At 69.4% G+C, this 21,447-nt stretch carries 17 protein-coding genes; 6 read left to right on the top strand and 11 right to left on the bottom strand.

What is annotated here, in order from left to right; genetic code table 11:
• The coding region (locus GOALK_RS20545) for an Hsp70 family protein (protein ID WP_040004391.1) at positions 1-1,384 on the bottom strand (1,384 nt) is incomplete at its 3' end.
• A gap of 341 nt (positions 1,385-1,725) precedes the next feature.
• On the opposite strand from GOALK_RS20545, the gene GOALK_RS20550 reads away from it, so the two are divergent.
• The 3 genes from GOALK_RS20550 to GOALK_RS20565 all read left to right on the top strand — a co-directional run bounded on the left by GOALK_RS20550 (position 1,726) and on the right by GOALK_RS20565 (position 8,423).
• The gene (locus tag GOALK_RS20550) at positions 1,726-4,800 is read left to right on the top strand and encodes an IniB N-terminal domain-containing protein (protein ID WP_006360769.1); all 3,075 of its coding nucleotides are present in this window, start codon (positions 1,726-1,728) and stop codon (positions 4,798-4,800) included.
• Positions 4,801-4,953: 153 nt separating this feature from the next.
• Complete coding sequence (locus GOALK_RS20560) at positions 4,954-6,891, top strand: dynamin family protein (protein ID WP_006360770.1); 1,938 nt, start codon at positions 4,954-4,956, stop codon at positions 6,889-6,891.
• On the top strand, positions 6,891-8,423 hold the full coding sequence (locus GOALK_RS20565) for a dynamin family protein (RefSeq protein ID WP_006360771.1): 1,533 nt from the start codon (positions 6,891-6,893) through the stop codon (positions 8,421-8,423). The genes GOALK_RS20560 and GOALK_RS20565 overlap by 1 nt, the downstream gene beginning before the upstream one ends.
• Here the strand turns inward: GOALK_RS20565 and GOALK_RS20570 are convergent.
• From GOALK_RS20570 to GOALK_RS20590, 5 genes are all read right to left on the bottom strand, one after another.
• On the bottom strand, positions 8,392-8,934 hold the full coding sequence (locus tag GOALK_RS20570) for a hypothetical protein (RefSeq protein WP_040004389.1): 543 nt from the start codon (positions 8,932-8,934) through the stop codon (positions 8,392-8,394). The genes GOALK_RS20565 and GOALK_RS20570 overlap by 32 nt on opposite strands.
• A 100-nt stretch (positions 8,935-9,034) precedes the next feature.
• Entirely contained in the window at positions 9,035-9,460 is a 426-nt protein-coding gene (locus GOALK_RS20575) for a DUF779 domain-containing protein (protein WP_006360773.1), read from the bottom strand.
• Positions 9,461-9,492: 32 nt separating this feature from the next.
• Positions 9,493-11,016, bottom strand: a complete 1,524-nt coding sequence (gene exaC, locus GOALK_RS20580) for an acetaldehyde dehydrogenase ExaC (RefSeq protein WP_006360774.1) — start codon at positions 11,014-11,016, stop codon at positions 9,493-9,495.
• Between the two features lie 193 nt (positions 11,017-11,209).
• Positions 11,210-12,517, bottom strand: coding sequence for a GAF domain-containing protein (locus GOALK_RS20585; protein ID WP_006360775.1), 1,308 nt, complete (start codon positions 12,515-12,517; stop codon positions 11,210-11,212).
• 100 nt (positions 12,518-12,617) lie between these two features.
• On the bottom strand, positions 12,618-13,451 hold the full coding sequence (locus GOALK_RS20590; RefSeq protein WP_006360776.1) for a helix-turn-helix domain-containing protein: 834 nt from the start codon (positions 13,449-13,451) through the stop codon (positions 12,618-12,620).
• Positions 13,452-13,488: 37 nt separating this feature from the next.
• Here GOALK_RS20590 and GOALK_RS20595 point away from each other — a divergent pair, with 37 nt between their 5' ends.
• Positions 13,489-14,049, top strand: coding sequence for a maleylpyruvate isomerase family mycothiol-dependent enzyme (locus GOALK_RS20595; protein ID WP_006360777.1), 561 nt, complete (start codon positions 13,489-13,491; stop codon positions 14,047-14,049).
• Positions 14,050-14,116: 67 nt separating this feature from the next.
• Here the strand turns inward: GOALK_RS20595 and GOALK_RS20600 are convergent, their stop codons facing one another.
• The gene (locus GOALK_RS20600; protein ID WP_006360778.1) at positions 14,117-14,773 is read right to left on the bottom strand and encodes a hypothetical protein; all 657 of its coding nucleotides are present in this window, start codon (positions 14,771-14,773) and stop codon (positions 14,117-14,119) included.
• A 39-nt stretch (positions 14,774-14,812) separates the two neighbouring features.
• On the bottom strand, positions 14,813-15,067 hold the full coding sequence (locus GOALK_RS20605; protein WP_006360779.1) for a hypothetical protein: 255 nt from the start codon (positions 15,065-15,067) through the stop codon (positions 14,813-14,815).
• A 96-nt stretch (positions 15,068-15,163) separates the two neighbouring features.
• On the opposite strand from GOALK_RS20605, the gene GOALK_RS20610 reads away from it, so the two are divergent.
• A complete protein-coding gene (locus GOALK_RS20610) occupies positions 15,164-15,571 on the top strand; it encodes a YccF domain-containing protein (protein ID WP_006360780.1) in 408 nt (135 codons plus the stop codon).
• Positions 15,572-15,748: 177 nt separating this feature from the next.
• Positions 15,749-16,627 carry an anti-sigma factor gene (locus GOALK_RS20615; RefSeq protein WP_006360781.1) on the top strand — a complete coding sequence of 293 codons (879 nt, stop codon included), beginning with the start codon at positions 15,749-15,751 and terminating at the stop codon, positions 16,625-16,627.
• A gap of 12 nt (positions 16,628-16,639) precedes the next feature.
• On the opposite strand, the gene GOALK_RS20620 is transcribed toward GOALK_RS20615, so the two are convergent.
• From GOALK_RS20620 to GOALK_RS20630, 3 genes are all read right to left on the bottom strand, one after another.
• Entirely contained in the window at positions 16,640-18,157 is a 1,518-nt protein-coding gene (locus GOALK_RS20620; RefSeq protein WP_040004392.1) for an ATP-dependent DNA ligase, read from the bottom strand.
• Between the two features lie 63 nt (positions 18,158-18,220).
• Positions 18,221-19,588 carry an MFS transporter gene (locus GOALK_RS20625; RefSeq protein ID WP_006360783.1) on the bottom strand — a complete coding sequence of 456 codons (1,368 nt, stop codon included), beginning with the start codon at positions 19,586-19,588 and terminating at the stop codon, positions 18,221-18,223.
• Positions 19,589-19,649: 61 nt separating this feature from the next.
• Positions 19,650-21,377, bottom strand: a complete 1,728-nt coding sequence (locus GOALK_RS20630; protein WP_006360784.1) for a SulP family inorganic anion transporter — start codon at positions 21,375-21,377, stop codon at positions 19,650-19,652.
• Between the last annotated feature and the right edge of the window lie 70 nt (positions 21,378-21,447).

Below are 21,447 nucleotides of genomic sequence, written 5' to 3' on the forward strand. Positions count from 1 at the left end.
CCCGCGTACCCGTTCCGGTCGCGGCGTCGGCGGTGCGGCCTCCCGCGTCGGCTCCGGCGACGGTGGTGGCTGCCCGGCCGGGTGTGCCCGGTGTCGCGGCGACCGTCGTCGTCACCGCACCGGCGGGAGGCGGCGTCGCCTCCCCGGTGGATCCGACCAGACCCGTCCCCACCGACAGTCCGGTGGCCGAGACCAGCACCAGCGCCGCGGCGCCTGCCGTGATCAGGATTCCTCGCCGCCGCCGGGACAGGCGAGGCGCCGGAGTCGTCACCGGGGTACTGGGAGCGGGCTCGATTTCCCGCAGCGGACGCTCCCCCGGCGACGGTGCGGGCACCAGCCCCGGGATCTCGGCGGTCGGCTCGGTCGCGGCGGAGTCACGCGCGCCGAGCGCCGCCATGCCGAGCAGGGCTGCTCCGGCGGCGGAAGCCGATCCGGGTTGGGGGTCGAGGAGGACCGGGACGCGCAGGGTTGCCGACAGCATCTCGGTGACGAGCGGGATGGACGCGCCCCCTCCGCCGAGGATGATCGCCGTGACGGGGACCGGGTGTCCTCCCGGCTGGTCGGCCCCCGCACTCGCGATGGCTTCGCGGATCAAGGCCACCGATTCCGTGATCGGTCCCCGGACCAGGTCCTCGACGTCGTCGCGGACGAGTCGGGCGACGGTGGATACCTCCCCCACCCGGACGTCGACGACCGCGTCGGTGTCGACCGACAGGGCTTCCTTGGCTCCGCGGCAGTCGGTGCGGAGCCGGGTCAGATCGTCGAGCACCGACGAGGCACGGCCGGGATCGGCGAGTTCGGCGTCGACACCGGTGACCCGCAACGTGTGTGCCAGCAGGAGCCGGTCGAACTCGTTCCCGCTGACCGAGTCGAGGCGCAGCGGCCGACTCACCACACGGGGTTCATCGCCGGTGGCGAGCACGGTGACGGTGAGCGCGGACGCGCCGAGGTCGTAGCCGATCACGAGGCCCTGACCGAAGGCCCCCTCGCTGTGTTCGACGGCTGCCAGCGTCGCCCGGGACTCCGGTATCCAGCTGATCTCGCCCGTCGGCACGTCGTCCCGCGCGCGGAGGGCAGCGTGGGCCTCGTCGACCGCTTGCGACGTCCACGTGTCGGGATGCACGACGGTCAGGTGATCGACGGTGTCGGTGAGCTCGAGTCGGGTGAGCAGGGCGGCGACCGCCTCTGCGTGGATCTGCGCGGCGGGCCGGCTCTGTCCGCGGTCGTCGAGTACCGGCACCGGATCGCCGACACGGTCGAGGAAGTCGCCGGAACCCACCAGGCCGGCGGTCCCGACCGAGAGCGAGTTCTCCCACGAGTGTTCCGAGGCGACGACCGCGACACTGTTCGCGCTCCCGACCTTCACACCGATCGTGATGCCCATGTCGGTCAACTCCTGTTCCCACCCGCGGGGGTGGTCGATGGCGATCACCTGCCGCTCGCGCAGCGTGGATGTTCGTCTGATGGCGCGTGCCGCGACCGATGCCGGCGCTGCACTTCACTGAGTGTGTCGCGGGCCATGACCCGGCCGTTAGCGTTTCGGCCGCGATTAGGGGAAAACTCCCCTGCCCCCTACCGACATCGCCACCCCCGGGGTCTGCCCCCTATTCACCGGGTCCCCGACAGGACTAGGGATTTGCCCCGATGTCCCGGAGCGCGCCACTGCCTAGCGTCGAACTCGACACGGGATCGAACTGCGATCTCTCCGACGCAAGGAACGACGCCATGCCGACCAATGCGGTACTCGACTTCATCCTCGGTCTGCTCCGCGACGAGGACGCGTTCAACAGCTACTGCGGTGATCCCCAAGCGGCGATCGACCGCGCCGGGCTCACCGGGATCACGCCCGCCCACATCTCGGCCGCGGCTCCGCTCGTCGCCGACTCCGGCCTGGCTGCCGGTGGCGCCGCCGGTGGCGGCCTGGTTGGTGCCATCGGTGCCGGCGGGGGGTCGATCGGCGGTGCCGTCGGAGGTGGGGCGAACGCCGGGGGCGGGATCGGGTTCGGTCTCGGCGGGCTGGGCCTCGGAGACATCAACCTCGGCGGGGGCGGCATCGGCCTCGGAGGCGTGAACCTCGGTGGCGTGAACCTCGGCGGAATCGGCCTGGGCGACTTCGACTTCGGCGGGCTCCTCGGCGGTATCGGGCTCGGGGGCGTCGACCTGTCCGGCCTTTCCCTCGCCGACCTGGACCTCGGCGGTATCGCCTTCGGTGACCTGGACCTGGCCGGCCAGCTGGCCGTCGCCCTCGGTGCGGCCCTGTCCGCCGGGCTGGGCGCCGGAGGTGCCGTGGCCGCACAGTTCGGCGCCACCCTGGGCGCCGCCCTCGACACCGTGGTCGCCGGCGGCCTCGAACTCGGTGCGGGCGCCGGCCCGGTGATCGCCGGTGCGCTGGCCGGCGCGATCGACGCCGAAGGTGCGCTGATCGGTCAGCTCGGCGCATCGCTCGACGCCCTCCTCGCCGCGGGCGCCGGCCTGGGACTCGGAGGCGGACTCGCCGCCCAGTTGTCGTCGGCGCTCGGTGCGGGCGGCGAACTCGCGGGCGAGTTCGGCGCGACCCTCGGCGGACTGCTCGGCGCCACCCTCGGTGCCGGCGGGGCGCTCGGCGCCGATCTCGCCACCGCGCTCGCCGCCGGACTCGGTGCGGGCGGCGCCATCTCCGCGGTCCTCTCCGGCGCGCTCGGCCTCGATGCCGACCTGTCGGCCGACCTGACCGCCGCCCTCACCTCGACGCTCGACGCCGCCGGTGACCTGTCCGCGACGCTGTCCGGACTACTCGACGCGCAGGCCGTCGCCGACCTGTCCGGTGAGCTCGGTGCGACCCTGACCGGCGCCCTCGGCTCGACCCTGGCGGCGGGCGGTTCGGCCGCCGCGTCGGTCGGCACCGCTCTGGGCGTTGCTCTGACCTCCACCGCTGCCGCGGCCGGCGGATTGGCGCTGACCGGTGCGGCGGGTGCGAACGCGGTTCTCGGCGGTGCGCTGACCGCCGCTCTCGGAGTGGGCGGGGGCGCCCAGGCGGGTCTCGCGGCGACCCTGGAATCGGTGCTGGCCGCCGGTGGTCTGGTCGACCTCGACGCGGTCCTCGCCGCGGGTGGCGACCTGGGAGCGACCGTCGCCGGCGCGCTCACCGCAGGCCTCGAAGCCGGTGGCGATGCCGCGGGCGCCCTGGGCGCCGCACTAGGCGGCACCCTGGCCGCCGCGCTGGACGGCGGCCTCGCGGCCGATCTGACCGCCGGACTCGGCGCAGGACTCGAGACCGGCCTGGGACTGGGCGCGGGACTCGGCAGCGTCTTCGAGGGCTCCGTCGGGGGCGCCCTCGAAGGCGGGCTGAACGTGGTCGGCGGTCTGGGCGGCGAGCTGGGTGGCGCACTCGGCGGGCTGCTGTCGGCGGGCGTCGGTCTGGACACCGCGCTGAGCACCGTGCTCAGCGGCGTCCTGGGAGCAGCTGCCGGTGCCGATCTCGGGGCCGCGCTGGGCGGGGCTCTGGGACTCGGCGGCGTACTCGGCACCGACCTGACCGGTCTCCTCGACGCAGGCCTCGCCACCGACCTGGCCGCCCAGTTGGGTGCCGCACTGGGTGGCGGAGGCGATCTCGCTGCAGAGCTCGGGGCCGCGCTCGGCGGTGTGCTCGGTGCGACCGCGGGTATCGACGGCATCCTCGACGCCGCTGCGGGTGCCGGTCTCGGTGTCGGCGAGCTACTGGCAGGTGACCTCGGTGGGGCGCTCGGTGTCGACGGCGCCCTGATCACCCAGCTCGGCGGGGCGCTGGACGCCGCGCTCGGGGCGGGCGCCGATCTGGGCCTGGTCACCGAGACGGCCGGCGACCTCACCGCCACGCTGGGAACGGTCCTGGGGGCCGGCGGTGACGTGGGAGCCGACCTCGGCGCATCACTCGGCGCCGTCCTCGGTACCGCGCTGACCGGCGACCTCGGTGGCGACCTCGTCGGACGGCTGGCCGGCGGAGCGGACCTGGGCGGTGCGCTGACCAGCACGCTGAGCAATGCGCTCGACGTCGACCTCGCGGCCACCAACGGCTTGGTCACCACGCTGGAATCGACACTGCAGGCCACGGGCGGTCTCAACGGGGCGCTGACCGGTGAACTCGGCGCGGTGCTCAACCCGAGTCTCGTGATCTCGCCCGAGGACGGCATCAGCGTGGGCGGCCCGATCCTGGCCGGCGGACTGACAGGCGGTGCCGTCGGTGACGTCACCGGCGGCCTCGAGACGGGACTCGGCGGCGGACTCGCCGGACTCGGGACGACGCTGGAGTCGGGGCTCGGTTCGACCCTCGGTGGCGATCTCGGACTCGGCGGCGATCTCGGACTCGGCGGTGGACTCGGACTCGGCGATGGCCTGGGCCTCGACAGTTCGCTCCCCGCGGATGTCACCGGCGACCTGGCGACCGCCGTCTCCGGCGGTGCTGCCACTGTCGGCGGCGACGCGACCGCTGCCGTCGACTCGACGCTGGGGGGCACCCTCGGCGCGACGACCGACGCAGTCGGGAACCTGGGCGGCGACCTTCCGGGCGACCTCTCGGGCAGCCTGACCGGCGGACTCACGGGCGGTGGCGAAGCCGGTGGCGGCGTCGACCTCGGCGGCGACGCGCACGCCGACGCCGGACTCGGTGGCGCCCTCGACTCGACGGTCGGTGGTGTCGTCGACACGACGAGCGGCCTCACCGGAGGGCTGACCAGCGGGCTGACGGGTGGTTTGACCGGAGGTCTCACCGGCGGGTTGGGAGCCGACTCGGATGCCGGTACCACCGCATCCGGAGACGTCGACGCCGGACCGGACGCCGGCTGACCCCGGACCCGACGGCTTCGCCCCGGCATCGCCCGACGCCAGTACCTCACTGGACGCGGACGGTGCCGGGGCCGACCTCGTCTCCGCGGTGCGCACCGGACACCTCCCCAATGCCGACCGCGTGCGCCGACTCAGAACTACCGTGAGGACACCATGACAAGTTTCCCCGCCGAGAACCCGCCCGCCAGACGGACGGGCGATGTCGCGCGCGCCCCTGCGACCGGCACCCAGGCAACACCGTCGACGATCGGCGATCTGCTGAGCACGATGTCGGAGGTGGCCCGCGAGGCCGGGCGAACCGACCTCGTCACCCGCCTCGACGGCGCGCGGACCCGCGTCTCCGACCCCCGCCTGCGAATTGTCGTGGTGGGACAGCTCAAACAGGGCAAGAGCCACTTCGTCAACGCTCTGCTGGACCTCGACGTGTGCTCGGTGGGAGACGACGAGACGACCGCGGTGCCGACCGTCATCTCGCACGCTCTGCAGCCCACGGCCCACCTCGTCGTCGACGGTCCGTCCGCCGACAATCGCATCCCGGTCCCGATGGACGCGATCGGTGCGGTCACCCCCGATTCGCCCCTCGCCGGTGGCCGTGAGGTGCTGCGACTGGAGATCGGTGCGCCCGGCCCGCTGCTGGCGGACGGGCTCGTCCTCGTCGACACCCCCGGCGTCGGCGGCCACGGACACCCCTACGCCGCAGCCACTTTGGGCATGGTCGCCGCCGCCGACGCAGTACTGGTGCTGTCGGACGCCAGCCAGGAGTTCACCGCGCCGGAGATGTCCTTCCTCCAGCAGGTGATCGGGCTGTGCCCGACCGTCGCCTGCCTGCTCACGAAGACCGACCTGTACCCGCACTGGCGGGCCGTTGCCGACGCCGACCGCTCGCACCTCCAGGCCGCCGGCATCGACATCCCCTTGTTGCCGGTGTCATCGGTACTGCGTTCTCATGCGCTGCGCCTGGGCGACGAACAACTCAACGCCGAGGCCGGTTTCCTCGACCTCTACCGATACCTCCGCGATCACGTGGTTGCGACCGCCCAACAGGCGACCCGCGGAGCGGTGGCCACCGATCTCCGCGTGGTCAGCGAGCATCTCGCCCTCACCCTGGGCAGCGAACTGGCCGCACTCCGCGATCCGGACACCGCGAACAAAGCCGTCCGGGCGCTCCACGAGGCCAAGGCCGACGCTGAGGCGATGCGACGGCAATCGGCGCAGTGGCAGCAGACCCTGGCCGACGGGGTCGCCGACCTCGCCGCCGACATCGACCACGATCTCCGCGACCGGCTCCGCGCGGTCACCCGCGAGGCCGAACGCGCCATCGACGAGGGCGATCCGGGCGTCGACTGGGAGCAACTCTGCGAGTGGCTCACCGATCAGACGGCAACGGTGATCGGCGACAACTTCGTCTGGGCTCACGAGCGGTCAGTCTGGCTGGCCGAACGGGTGGCCGATCATTTCGCGGCCGCCGGGCAGAGCTCCCTTCCCGACTTCGACGTCGCCGATCTGACCGGTGTGCTCGACTCGGTGTCCGAACTCGCCGAACTCGACAGCGGCAAGGTCGGGGTCACACAGAAACTCCTGATCGGTATGCGAGGGTCGTACGGCGGCGTGCTGATGTTCGGGCTCATCTCGACGATGGTCGGCATGGCCCTGATCAACCCGGTGTCGGTGGGCGCGGGACTCCTGTTGGGCACCAAGGCCTACCGCGACGACAAACAGGCGAAGGTACTCGAACGCCGAGCCAAGGCGAAGGTGGCGGTGCGGGCGTTCACCGACGACGTCAGTTTCCAGGTGGGTAAGGAGTCCCGGGACCGGTTGCGGGTGATCCAGCGCGTGCTGCGCGACCACTTCAGCTCGGTCGCCGAGCAGACCGCTCGCTCCATCTCCGAATCCCTCAGTGCCGCGCAGTCCGCGGCGACCTCGACCGATTCCGAACGGACCCGTCGCGCCGCCGAGCTCGAGGCCCGGCTGTCGGCGGTCGCCGCGCTGCGCAAAGCCGCCGACCACTTCGACCCTGACCAGATCGCGCCCGCTCACCCCGCACCGGCCCAACCGAAGGTCGGTCGCCACGCTGCCGGACAGGCCCACTGATGGCCGGCATCGATCGTGCGCGTGCGCTTCTCGATGCCGCTCGTGGCGCCCTGGCCGACGAACCTCATGTCCAGGCCGAACTCGATCTCTGTGAGCACCGGATGTATCAACCGGTACGGGTCGCGCTGGCGGGATCGTTGAAAGCCGGGAAGTCGACCCTGCTCAATGCGCTTGTCGGACAGGACATCGCGCCGACCGATGCCACCGAGTGCACGCGGGTCGTGACCTGGTACCGCAGCGGACGGTCGCCGTCGGTGACCGCACACGTCGACGACGGTCGAGCCGTACCGATCCCGGTGACCCGTGTCGACGGACGCCTGGGCTTCGACTTCGGACGCCTCACCGCCGATCGCGTGGATCATCTCGACGTCGAATGGCCCGCCCGCGCACTGCAATCCACCACGATCGTGGACACACCGGGCACCGCGTCGCTGTCGACGGAGCTGTCCGACTCCACGATCCGCCTACTCGCGCCCCGGGCCGGCGAGCACCGGGGCCAGTCGGGGGTCGACGCGGTCGTCTACCTGTTGCGCTCTCTCACCGCCACGGACACGGGCATGCTGCGACGCATCGGCACCGCGATCGGCGGTTCCTCGGGTCCGCTGGGGGTGATCGGCGTCGTGTCCCGCGCCGACGAGCTGGGCGCCGGCCGGATGGACGCGATGATCTCCGCGCAGCAGATCGCGGGCCGCTTCGCCGGTGAACTCGAGCGAACGGGCCTCTGCCAGGCGGTGGTCCCCGTCGCGGGGCTGCTCGCCTTGGCGGCCCGGACGCTGCGCGAGGTCGAGTTCCGTGCGCTGGCACAGCTGGCCTCGACGCCGGGACCGGAGCTCGAGGCGGCGCTGCTGACAGTCGATCGTTTCGCCCGGCCCGACATCCTGCCCGGCATCCCCGCCGGTCTCCGGCGTTCGCTGGCCGAGCGTTTCGGCGTCTTCGGAATCCGGCTGGCGGTCACGCTCATCCGGTTCGGTGCGACGTCGTCGGCCGACCTGGCCGCGGAACTCCTCGATCGCAGCGGTCTGCCGGAGTTGAGTGCCATCATCGACACCCAGTTCGCCCAGCGCGCAGACGAACTCAAATCCCATTCGGCACTGGTCACTCTCGATCACCTGCTGGCGGCGTCCGCGTCGACGCAGGCGGCGCAGCTGCGGGTGTCGGTCCGGCGCGAACTCGCCGACGTGCACGGATTCCGCGAACTTCGACTCCTCACCAGCATCCGCGGCGGCGGTCTCGACCTTCCTGCGGACCAGATCGCCGACCTCACCCGGTTGATCGGCGGCTCGGGGATCGATCCCTCGACACGTCTGGGTGTCCCCGCCGGGACGGATGAACCGACGATTCGTGCGTCGGCGATCGAGGCCGCTCGCACGTGGCGCTCCCTCGCCGGCCACCCGCTGATCACACCGGCCGTCGCGTCTGCCTGTCAGGTGGCCGTCCGGAGCGCCGAGGGCATCGTCGCGCGCCTCTACGAGGCAGGGTCGCACACCGGGACAAGCGGTTTCAGCGCAGGGATGTACTCACCGCGCGGGTGAACGCGGCCCCGGTGGCGACCAGCGCGATCACCGCCGCAGCCGTCGGCGCCCACAGCGCCGGGGTGGGCAACCCGGCGTCGCCGAGCCCTGCCGACGACGGTCCGACGGTGAGGTGGAAACCTACCGCGCCGGCGGTCGCGACCAGCGCCCCGACCGTCAGGAGCGTCCGCCCCGATCGTCGGCCGTTCCAGAGTCGGACGGCTCCCGTCACACCGAGCACCACGACGACCAGGGCGACACCCGCGCCGATGAGCAGCGATACGTCGACCGCGCGCCCGGCGTCGGTGCCGCTGTCGGGATGTTCGCGGATCAGATCGGCGGCCAGGACCGCGCGGATGTCGTCGAGCGACGCCACGATCAGCAGCACGGTGACCACGGTCAGCGCCACGGTGACGATCCACCCGAGGACGACCCAGCGGGCGGCGCCGGCGCGTTCGGTAATCCGCTCCGGCCGCATGGGGGTGACAGCCACGCGGGGTCGAGGTGGTGGGGCATCGCCGGGCATCGACATGCTCTGATCGTATGCGCTCGACGACGTCTGTCCGGGAAACCGAGAATGCGTCGTGAGTATCGGTTTCCGATACTCACGACGCATTCTGTGGACTGGCCGGTCAGGGCCCGGCGGTCGCGCCCGTCAAGGGTGGCGACGCGGCGAGGAGTTGGTTCTCCTCCTCGGTGAAAGCTCGCGCCCGCGAGAGGAATCGAACGCCCTCGGGCGCTTCCAGACTGAACCCGGCACCGCGCCCCTTCACGACGTCGAGGATGAGCTGCGTGTGCTTCCACAGCTCGAACTGGTCACCGTTGATCCAGACCCGCACTGCCGGAATGGGTTCGGGGAGTTCGATCTCGCCGACCAGCACGTCGCGCTGGCCGACCCGGTACTCCCCCACCGGATAACACATCGGGGCCGAGCCGTCACAGCATCCACCGGACTGGTGGATCATGAGTCCGCCGTGCAACTCCGACAACTTGGTCAGGAGCTGCACGGCGGCGTCTGTGGCGACCACCCGATCAGGAGCAATCTGTTCGGTGGTCATTCTCAATCACCTTCTGTGGGTTGGTGAGTGGCTCAGAAGAAGCCCTTCGCGTTCTGAGCGTAGCCGACCAGGAGGTTCTTGGTCTGCTGGTAGTGCTCGAGCATCATCAGGTGGTTCTCGCGACCGATGCCGGACTGCTTGTAGCCGCCGAAGGCAGCGTGTGCCGGGTAGTCGTGGTAGGTGTTGGTCCACACACGACCGGCCTGGATCTCGCGGCCCGCACGGTAGGCGGTCGCACCGTCGCGGCTCCACACGCCGGCACCGAGGCCGTACAGGGTGTCGTTGGCGATGTGCATGGCGTCGGAGAAGTCCTTGAAGGTGGTGACCGCGAGGACCGGGCCGAAGATCTCCTCCTGGAAGATGCGCATCTTGTTGTTGCCCTGGAAGACCGTCGGCTTGATGTAGAAGCCGCCGGACAGGTCGCCACCGAGATCCGCGACCTCGCCGCCGGTGAGCACCTGGGCGCCCTCGTCGCGACCGATGGCCAGGTACGACGAGATCTTCTCGAACTGGTCGTTCGATGCCTGTGCACCCATCATGGTGTCGGTGTCGAGCGGGTTGCCCTGCTTGATCTTCGAGACGCGGTCGACGGCCTTGGCGATGAACTCGTCGTAGATGTCCTGCTGGATCAGCGCGCGGCTCGGGCAGGTGCACACCTCGCCCTGGTTGAGCGCGAACATCGAGAAGCCTTCCAACGCACGGTCGAGGAAGCCGTCGTCGGATGCCATGACGTCGTTGAAGAAGATGTTGGGGCTCTTGCCACCGAGCTCGAGGGTGACCGGGATCAGGTTCTCCGACGCGTACTGCATGATCAGGCGTCCGGTGGTGGTCTCACCGGTGAAGGCGATCTTGCGGATGCGGTTGCTCGAGGCGAGGGGCTTGCCGGCCTCGACGCCGAATCCGTTGACCACGTTGAGAACACCGGCGGGCAGCAGGTCGCTGATGAGGCTCACCAGGTAGAGGATCGACGCCGGGGTCTGCTCGGCGGGCTTGAGCACCACCGCGTTGCCGGCGGCGAGAGCCGGGGCGAGCTTCCAGACGGCCATGAGGATCGGGAAGTTCCACGGGATGATCTGGCCGACGACGCCGAGCGGCTCGTGGAAGTGGTACGCCACGGTGTCTTCGTCGATCTCCGAGATCCCGCCCTGCTGGGCGCGCAGCGCACCGGCGAAGTAGCGGAAGTGATCGATAGCGAGCGGGATGTCGGCGGCGAGCGTCTCACGGACGGCCTTGCCGTTGTCCCAGGTCTCGGCGACCGCGAGCTTCTCGAGGTTCTCCTCCATGCGGTCGGCGATGCGGAGCAGTGCGAGGGAGCGCTCGGCGACGGGGGTCTTGCCCCACGCCGGGGCGGCCTTGTGGGCGGCGTCGAGGGCGAGGTCGATGTCCTCGGCGGTCGAGCGGGCGACCTCACAGAACGTCTTGCCGTCCACCGGCGACGGGTTCTCGAAGTACTGGCCCTTCACCGGCGGGGTCCACTGGCCGCCGATCCAGTTGTCGTAGCGCGACTCGTAGCTCATCACCGAGCCATCGGCACCGGGCTTTGCGAAGACGGTCATGGTCACTCCTTGCGTGTCGGCCTCTTCTCGAGGGCGCTGGACTCTGTCACGTAGGACACCCCTGGACGTCCGATGTGATCTGTTCCACACAGTAGGTGTGAGCTCGTTGCACGAGGGTTGCAACGTTCGCAATGCGCCCTGACCAGCCCTGTTGCCGGCTGCGACTCCCCACCGGCTGAGCTCCGTCGAAGCCTCAGACCCCGTAACGCTTGTCGAGCAACCTGATGCGGCCGCCGACGACGGCGCGGTCGGGGTGCCCGACCGGCAGACGGTGTTCGAGGCGACGCCACGCAACGAGGTCGTCGCGCCCGTGGACCGACGACGTCCACTTGCGCAGCGCGGCGACGTCGCCACCGGCGATGAGGCGTGACCGGAGGTCCTCACGCAGTTCCTCGAAGATCTCCGCGATGCCCGGCGCCGTCGACTCGACCAGCAATCCACCGCGGCCGAGGTCGTCGACCACCGACGCCAGGTCGGTTCCGCTCTCGATGCGGGACCGGATGTCGGAGATGTCGGAGGAGATGTCGAGAGTGAGGCGGTAGGGCCGGCTCGCGACGACGTCGGCGCCGAGATCGCGTCGTAGCCGGGAGATCTCGGCGCGCACGCTCACCGGATCGAGCCCCTCCTCGGCGAGCTTCAGGGCCAGCTGCTCGGTGTTGAGTCCCTCCGGAAAGGCCTGCAGCAGAACGAGGATCTCCGCGTGCCGCGGCGACACGGTGCGTGCACTGGTCGCGTCGGCGGTGCGGCGCCAGCGATGCGGACCGTCCCCGAGGACGGTGAGGTGGGCGGCGCTCGACCGCGCGACACCCGTGTGGAAGGTCGCCGGGTCGGCGAGGTCCACGGCGCTCGACTGCAGTTCCCGCTCCACCGCGGCGACCACCGACCGGACCGCCGCGAGCGCGAACGGGGCCGCGACCTCGCGTCCGCCGGTCACGTCGATCACGCCGATGACGTGCCCGGTGAACGGATCGTGCACCGGCGCCGCGGCGCAACTCCATTCCTGGACCGGACCGGCGAAGTGTTCGGGACCGACGATCTGGACACCGCGGTCGACGGCCAGGGCGAGACCGGGCGCGTTGGTGCCGACCGCTTCCTCGCTCCAGACCGAGCCCTCGACGAAGTTGATGTTGCCGGCCTTGTCCCGCGCGGCGGAGTCCCCCTCGACCCACAGCAGCCGTCCGACCTGGTCGGTCAGCGCGACGACGACTCCGGTGTCGGCGATCGCGTCGACCATGAGTGACTGGACCAGGGGTCGGACCGCGGTGATCGGGTGGGTCGCGCGGTACTCGGCGAACTCGTCGGCGGTCATCGTCGACACTGCTTCGCCGGTCGGCAACCCGTCGGCCGGACTGCCGTCGCTGGGATCGATGCCTCGGCTCAGTGAGCGAGCCCAGGAGTCACGGACGATGGAGCGGACCGCGTCCGTCGGGGGCGTGACACCGGAGAGGAATTCCTCATACGCACGGCGGATGCGTGTCGCCACCGCAGCCGCGTCAGTCATGCGCCCTCCGTCACTCGCCATATGCCGACGATTCTGCCTGGGAAACTGTGATCCCGGCAACAATCCGGGTTCACCAGCGTGTAGAGACTACTCGCCCTGGTCAAGCGAACCGTGAGGAGAACTCCCGCGGCGTCATGCCGGTGACGGCCTTGAAGTCGCGCACGAAGTGGGCCTCGTCGGCGTAGGACAGTTCGGCGGCGAGGGCGGCCAGGGTCTCGTCGGGTTCGCGAAGACGTTCGGCAGCCTCCTGGAGGCGTCGGCGCTGGATCAGCCATTTGGGGGTGAGCCCGAGGCGGCGACGGGTGAGTCGTTGCAGGCTGCGTTCGGTGACGTGGAACCGATCGCAGATCTGCGCGACCGCTATCACCGTCGAATCGTTCTCCACCCAGTCGACGATCGCGTTGACCAGGCGACCGTCGTCGTCCATCGGCAGATACCCGCGCAGCCAGTTCTCGACGATGTCGGTCGCGTCGCGCTGGGTGTCCTCGTCCTCCGGCGCACGTTCCATCACCGCACGTACCGACCGCGCGAGGTCGGTGCCGGACTCGCCGAAGACCACCGACAGTTCATCGAACCGGTCGGTCCACTGCGCGACGTCTCCCACCAGCAACCCTCCGGCTCCCGGGGTGAACATCACGCCGACCGCCCATCCGTCACCGGTGAGGACCGTCTCCGACAGGCCGGTGACCACTCCGTAGAAACGGGCGTAGGTGTTGCTCACGACGAGCAGGCACACGGGGTACTGCAGCACCCGTTGCGGCGCCGCGGCCCCGGGCGGTACCGACCAGACCGGCACCCAGAATCGGCGCAGCATCTCGTCGAGGTCGGGGCTCGGCGCCCACCGACCGATGCGGTAACTCGCGTCCGCAGGGTCGACGAGGTGCGCGCGCTCGACGTCGTCGAGTCGCGTCGATCCCGAGTTGTCGGGTTTCATCAATCACCGTCCCGTGCAGTGGAGCTTGACTGTCATCATGACCACCACCACTGACAATTCACCACTACTGAACCGCTACAACTCCTACGCCGACGGCTTCGGCGACGTCCTCGCGGCCGTGCCCGCCGACGCCTGGACCAACCCCTCGCCGTGCGACGGGTGGACTGCCCGCGACGTCGTCGGGCACGTCGTCGACACCCAGCGGGACTTCTTCGCCGGACACGGCGTCGACCTCGGTCCCGTCCCGGCGCTCGACGATCCCGCGGCGGCCTGGCACAGCCATCGGGACGCCGTCGCCGCCCGCCTCGCCGACCCGTCCATCGCCGACCATGCCTTCGACGGCCACTTCGGTCCGACCACCATCGGCGAGACCTTGATCCGTTTCTACGGTTTCGACATGATCGCCCATCGATGGGACATCGCCACCGCGGTCGGCCTCGACCACCGCTTCACCGACGAGCAGCTCGACGAGATGGAAGCCGCAGCCGACGGATTCGGGGATGCGCTCTACTCCGAGGGGGTCTGCGAACACATCGACGTCCCGGCCGGCGCCGATCGCCAGACCGCGCTGCTCGCCCGGCTGGGGAGGCGGGCCTGACTCAGCGCCTCAATCGAGGGCCGCGTCGAAGCCGCCCGATCAGAGCCGGCGGACCAGCCGAAGCAGCTCACACTCGACCGGATTCGTGCCAACCGATCCCCAGCGCACGCGCCACCGCGAGCGTCACGGAGAGGAGAACGAGGACGACGCACACCACCACGAGCCACGTCGAGGTGGTGGTGGAGAACCCCAGAAGCCATGCGCTTCCGATGCCGGCCAGGGTCGCGATCACGGCGCCGACGGGCAGCACGATGGCCGTGGTCCGGGTTGTGGCTCTCGCTGCGGGATCACCTCCCGCCCGCAGGACCCAGTGGACCGAGGCCAGTGCCAGACCGTAGGCAACGGCACTAGTCACCGCGTACAGCACCAGCGGCGTCATCCCGCCGGGCAGTTCGGCTGCGTTGTATGCCAGTGCCAAGGCCGGAAGAACTCCCACCGCGCACCCTCCAAGGCCCGCAACAACAGTGACGCCCATGCGTCGGCGTTCGTCGATCCGCGCGCCGGCGATACCCAGGACCACGCCGGTCAGCAGCCCCACTATGGCGCCCACGGCCGCGACGACGAGGTACCGGCCGGGTTCCGAGACGGTGACGGGCCCTCCGGCAAATGAGGAGATCGCGTAGAACTCGCCGAAGCCCGGCCCTGAGAGTCCGTCGAACAACGCGGTCGTCAGCACCGCGACCACACTTCCCGCGAACATCAACCACAGACAGAGTCGACCCATGCACGCATCCTGCCGCACACGGGTCCCCAGGGGGCGTAGCTACGGAATCCAGCCATTGCGTCGTGGATGACGCACCCGCAGGTAGCTGTAGATGTACGTACTCAGCAGCAACGCGACACCGGCGCCGATCGCCGGCCACAGGAAGGCATTGTCGAGGGAGTCGCGGACGGCCGCGACAGCCCAGCCGATCACGAACAGGACCAGGACGATCGTCGCGAGGATGCGGATCACGAGGACCAGGGTGGCGACCAACGCCCACACCGCTTCCCGCGTCCGAGCCGACAATCCTGCCATGAGGTCCCATCGTAGTGCGCTCCGCCCGCACGGCGGCAGGTCAGTGCTGGTCACGCTTTTGTCCCCACCGCGCCCCGACGCGTACACAATGGACAGATGAAGACCATCCTCAACGTCATCTGGCTGCTGCTGTGCGGCCTGTGGATGGCGATCGGCTACGTCATCGCCGGCATCATCTGCTGCATCCTGATCATCACCATCCCGTTCGGCATCGCCTCGTTCCGGATGGCCAACTACGCACTCTGGCCCTTCGGACGCACCGTCATCCGCAAACCGACCGCGGGCGCGGGCTCGATGATCGGCAATGTCATCTGGATCGTCGTCGCCGGACTGTGGCTGGCCCTCGGCCACATCACCACCGGCCTCGCCCTCTGCATCACCATCATCGGCATTCCGCTCGGCATCGCGAGCTTCAAGATGGTGCCGATCTCGCTGCTCCCCCTCGGCGCCGAGATCGTTCCCACCGACCAGCAGATGCCGGGCGGCGTCCCCGCACGTATGTGAGACGCCCGACCCATCCGAGTCGGTCGTCGTTTCCGAAGAAAGGGCATGAGCTTCACGCCCGGGCCCCTTCGAGCGTCGCCGCTCTGCGTCCGCGGATGCGGGCGGGTACCTGCCGCCCATCGGAAGGACAGCAGCAGAAGGTGAACGCGGTACGACGGCGAGGGAAGGAGGTGTGCGATGTCTGACCATCTCGATCCCGAGGCAGCAGAACTGCTCGAACTCGCACCGGTGGTCGGGTTGAACGCATTGTCCTCCGAGGAGCTACGCGAGATCGAGGCGCGGGTCGCGACCGCCGACGAGGAGTTCCGCGAGCTGTTCGCCACACAGGTCCGGGCGACCCGGGAGGCCATGGCCGCGATCAGCGCCGCCACCGCCACTCCACCCCCACCCTCGCTGCGTGACCGGGTACTGACCGCGGCACGCGCCGAGGCCGGCCTGGACCGGCCGTCGGCACCGGCACCGGATGTCGCGCCGACCCCGACGGTCACCCCAGTCCCGGAACCCCAAGTCCCGGAACCTGAAGACCCCCAGCCAGAAGCCCCGCAGCCAGAGGTCGCCCAACCACCCGCGGACCTCGATGCGCGACGCCCTCGACGCTCTCGTCGGTTCACCTACCTGACCGCTGCAGCCGTCGCCGCGATCGCGGCCGGCGCCCTCGGTTGGGCAGTCGGACTGTCGAGCTCCGACGAACCGGGCGCTCCCCCACCGGTCGCAGCACCGGCCGAGCAGGTGTTCTCCGCCGACGACCTGCGGTCGACGAGCGCACCGGTTGCCACCGGGAGTGCCACTGTGTACGTGGCGCAGTCCACCGATACCGCTGTGCTGGTGATGAATTCGGTGCCGCCACCCGAACCCGGCACCGTGTACCAGATGTGGCTCGTCGGGCCCGGCGGCACGCGTTCGGCCGGCACCATGACCGACGAGGACGTCGAACCGGTCACCACCGCGGTGCTGTCCGGGATCAACACGGCCGATGCCCTGGCGTTCACCGTCGAACCGCCCGGCGGCTCTGCGCAGCCGACCAGTTCACCGGTCGCACAGTTGTCGTTGAGCTGATTCCCGGAGCCGTTACTTCAGCAACGCGCGGATGGCCTCGATGCTGTCGGCGAGGTCGGGGGTCTTGTCGGGCCGGTACCGCACGACTCGCGCGAACCGGAGTGCGACGCCACCGGGATAGCGCGAACTCCGTTGCGCACCATCGAGTTCGATCTCGACGACGATCTCGGGCCGGAGGTGGACCGTGTGGGTGTCCCGATGCGTCGCATGCTTCGGGAACTCCTCGGTCTGCCATCGGAGGATCTCGTCGGTGAGGCCCTTGAACGTCTTGCCCACCATGATGAACCCACCGGTCTCGGGGTCCCGGGCACCGAGATGGAGGTTCGACAGCCAACCCGTCCGACGGCCCGATCCCCACTCGGCACCGAGCACGACGAGATCGAAGGTGTGCGTGGGTTTGACCTTCTGCCATGCCTTCCCGCGTCGGCCCGCGACATAGAGACCGTCGAGGGACTTGACCATCACGCCTTCATGACCGTCGGCCATGGCGGCGTCGAAGTGGCGTCGGGCCTCCGCCGCGGTCGGACGGGTCACCGCGGGAATGCGCAACTGCGGGGCGATGGAGTCGATGGCGGCGAGACGTTCGGACAGCGGACGGTCGATGAGATCGACGCCGTCGAGGTGCAGACAGTCGAAGAAGAACGGCTTGAGCAGCCGCTCCGGCTCACCGGCGGCGGTCGGCCCGGAACCGAAGCGGCTCATCGTGTCCTGGAACGACCGCGGGCGTCCGTCGTCGCTGAGCATGAGGGTCTCGCCGTCGAGGATGACCGAGTCGCAGGGCAGTCCGGCGATCACCTCGACGAGGTCGGGCACGTTCCCGGTGACGTCGCGGAGCGTGCGGGTGTACACCGAGATGTCGGTGCCCTTGCGGTGAACCTGGATTCGCGCACCGTCGAGTTTGTAGTCGACGACGAGGTCGGGACCGAGGAGTTCCAGGGCGGCGTCGAGGTTGTCGGCGGGCGTCGCGAGCATCGGTTCGACGGCGCGGCCCACCTCGAGTCCCACGCCGGCCAACGCCTCGGCGCCGAAACGTGCAAGGGCCGCGGTCTCCGGGAGCGATCCGGTGAGCATGTGGACGCGACGCACCGCGGTCAGCGATTCCCCGGTGACCTTGGCGATCGCATCGGTCATGACCCCGGCCAGCGCACCCTGGCGCAGTTCGCCGGTGAGCAGGGCGATGAGGAACTTCTGCTCGGGTTCGGTGGCGGCGGCGAACATCGCGGCGAGGATCTCGGCGCGGCGGGTCGTCGAACCGGGTCCGCTCGCGGCGGCGAGTTCACCGAAAGCGGCGTCGACCTCGGCGACCTCGAGCGACGGTTCTCCGGCCGGTTCGGACGCCAGTTTCGACAGCGACCGCCAGCCCACACCCAACCTGCCCTGCGGGATTTCACCCGACAGCCAGGCGACCACGATCGGCAGCTCGGCGTCGGCGGCAGTGGCCAGCAGGCCGGCGAGCACCTCGGTCTTGCGGGTGCGTGAGCGATCGCGTGCGACGTCAGAGGACGTCTGCACCACGTCGATCAGCTTCATCCCTCCGAAGGTACCCGCCGGGTCCGACACCGCCGGGTACCTCGCGGTACCCGGCCCGGAAGGTCAGACCTCGCTCAGGTCGACCGTCTTGGTCTCCCGGACGCTGAGCAGTGCGATCAGCGTCGTGCACGCGGCGACGGCGAGGTAGACACCGACCCAACCCACACCGAAGTCGGCGACGATCCACGTCGCGATGAACGGCGCGACCGCGGCACCGATGATCGACGAGACGTTGTAGGAGATACCCGAACCCGTGTAGCGCACGTTGGTCGGGAACAGCTCCGGCAGGATCGCGCTCATCGGCCCGAAGGTGAGACCCATCAGGGTCATGCCGAGGATGAGGAAGAACAGCATCCGCCCGTTGTCCATCGACGACGGATCGAGGATCAGTGCGAAGAACAGACCGAAGACGATGATCATCACCGTGATCACGAGGAGGAACGCCCGACGGCCGTACTTGTCGGCAAGCCGTCCGGAGACCATCACGAATCCGGCGAAGAAGAGCACCGCGATGATCTGCAACTGCAGGAAGTCGGCGTAGCTGAACGACAGTTTCACGCCCGACGCGTCGGTCACCTTGCCGGTGCCGTACGAGACGATCCACGTCGTCACGATGTAGAAGAGCGTGTATGTCGCGACCATGATGAAGGTGCCGGCGATCAGCTGACGCCAGCTGGTCCTGACGACCTCGGCGAGCGGGGTCTTGACCTTCTTGCCCTCCTCGACGGCCTTGGCGAACACCGGCGTCTCGGTGAGCTTCAGACGCACGTACAGGCCGATGACAACCATGATCGCACTGGCCAGGAACGGGATTCGCCAACCCCATGTCATGAACGCATGGTCGGCGGGCGAGGTCTTCGCGTCGAAGTCGAGGCCGAAGATCAGCAGCAGGAACATCCCGTTGGCGAAGAAGAAGCCGATCGGCGCACCCAGCTGCGGCCACATCGCCGCCCAGGCGCGTTTGCCCTTCTCCGCGGTCTCGGTCGCGAGAAGTGCCGCGCCGGACCATTCACCACCGAGTCCGAGGCCCTGGCAGAAGCGCATCAGCGCGAGCAGGGCCGGCGCGAGATAACCCACCTGATCGAAGGTCGGCAGGAGTCCGATCACGAAGGTGGCTATACCCATGGTGAGCAGTGAACCGACGAGAGTCGCCTTGCGGCCGATGCGATCTCCGAAGTGGCCGAACAGGACCGAGCCGACCGGTCGTGCGACGAAGGCGAGTCCGAAAGTCGCGAACGACGCCAGCAGTGCGGCCGTGTCGTCGCCCTTCGGGAAGAACAACACCGGGAAGACCAGCACCGCGGCGGTGGCGTAGATGTAGAAGTCGAAGAACTCGACGCTCGTACCGACCATCGAGGCGATGACTATCCGGCGCCGGGGCACCGGAGGCTGTTCGGGGTGGTCGAGATTGCGGACCGCGGACTCGCTCATTCGTGGCAGGTTACGCCTGCGAGTCAGGTCACATACCCAGGCGGGTGACACTCGGAGAAACTCACCGGCCACTCGTCTCGCCGGTGTCGTCCCCCGGTTGGGACCGGGAGTTCTCCGTTTCGAAGGCCCGCACTGCCGCTCCGACAGTCGGGAAGACATGGGCCGGGTCGAAATCCCCGAGGAGCCCTTCGGTACGCAAGACATGCTCGAGCTCGGGGTCGACGCCGGCAAGGATGAAATGGGCACCCCGCGAATGCACGAAGGCGACGAGGTCGTCGAGGACACCGGTCGCCGAATAGTCGACGTAGGAGATCACCGTGCAGTCGAGTACCAGCCACCGCACCGGATCGGGAGCCGACTCGACGAGCGCCATCACATCGTCAGAGAATCGATTCACATTGGCGTAGAACAGGTCTGCGTCATAACGAAACACGATGAGTCCAGGAAGGGACTGCTGACCCGGTCGGGCCGGCCGATACTCTCGCGTACGTCCGTGATCGGACACTCCGACGACGAATCGCTCCGGTCGATACTGCCGGCGGATGATCTCGAGGAGCGACACGACCATCGCCGTCAGGATCCCGTCCTGCACCCCGAACACCACGACGACGATCGCGGTGAGCACCGCGATCCCGAACTCGACCCGGCGGATCTTCCACAGACGGCGGAACGAGTGCACATCGATGAGGTCGATCGCGACGAGGAACACGATCGACGACAGCACCGCGTGCGGGAGATAAGCGAGAGCACTGCCGAGGAAGACGACGGCGACGAGAGCCGACGCAGCCATCGTCAGGTTCGCAACCTGGGTGCGGCCGCGTTGCTCGTCGAGGAACTGCGTCTTGGTCGGGCTCCCATTCACTACGAACGTAGAGCCCAGTCCCGCAACGATGTTGGCCGCCGAGAGGCCGACGATGTCGCGGTTGACATCGGTGGTCTCGCCGTGCGAGTGCGCGAGTCCTCGTGCCGTGCCCGCACTCTGGGCCAAGATCACCACCGTGCATCCGAAGGCAACCGTCGCTGCCTTCGGCACCGCGTCCCATCCCAGCCCGGTGGGCAGGCCGAGATCCGGCAGCGTGCCGTGCAGATTGCCGACGACCGGGAGGTCGTCGTCCCAGCCGAAGACCGCGACCAGCGCAATTGACGCCACCACCAGCATGAATGCCGCAGGCAACCGCGGAACCGTGCGACGCGAGATCAGGAGCACGCACATCACCGCCGCCGTGAACGCCGCCGATGCCCAGTCGATCGATCCGAGACCGGCGACGATCGCGGCACAGCGCTCCCAGACCCAGCCTTCGGTCCGGTGCAGACCGAGCATCCCGGGGATCTGCCCGATGATGACCGTGACGCCGGTTCCAGCGAGGAAGCCCACCAGAACCGCACTGGACAAGAAGTCGGCGAGAAACCCCAGCCTCAGAATCCGGGCCAGCGCCAGGAACACCCCGGTGACCAGCGCGATCAACGATGCCCAGGCGAGCCACTGCTGCGAGTCGGGCTCCACTCCGACGACACCGATCCCGGCGATGCCCGAGGCCAACAACGCCGCGGTCGCGGAGTCCGCCCCGACGACGAGGAGGCGCGATGCGCCGAAGAGCGCAAAGGCGATCGTCGGCAGGATGATGGTGTACAGCCCCGCTGCGACCGGGACATGGGCAATCGAGCTGTAGCCCATGCATTCCGGGATCGCGACGGCCGCGAGCGTCACGCCGGCCGTGATGTCGGCGCGCAACCACGCGAGCCGGTAACCGCGCAGCGCCGGCGGGACCAGCGCACCGAGCGCGATCATGTCGTAGACGGTACCCCCGCAGACCCCGCACCGAGCCGCACCCGGCACGTCCTGGCACAAGCATGCGCAG

The organism is Gordonia alkanivorans NBRC 16433 (genome assembly GCF_000225505.1).
Lineage (GTDB): Bacteria > Actinomycetota > Actinomycetes > Mycobacteriales > Mycobacteriaceae > Gordonia > Gordonia alkanivorans.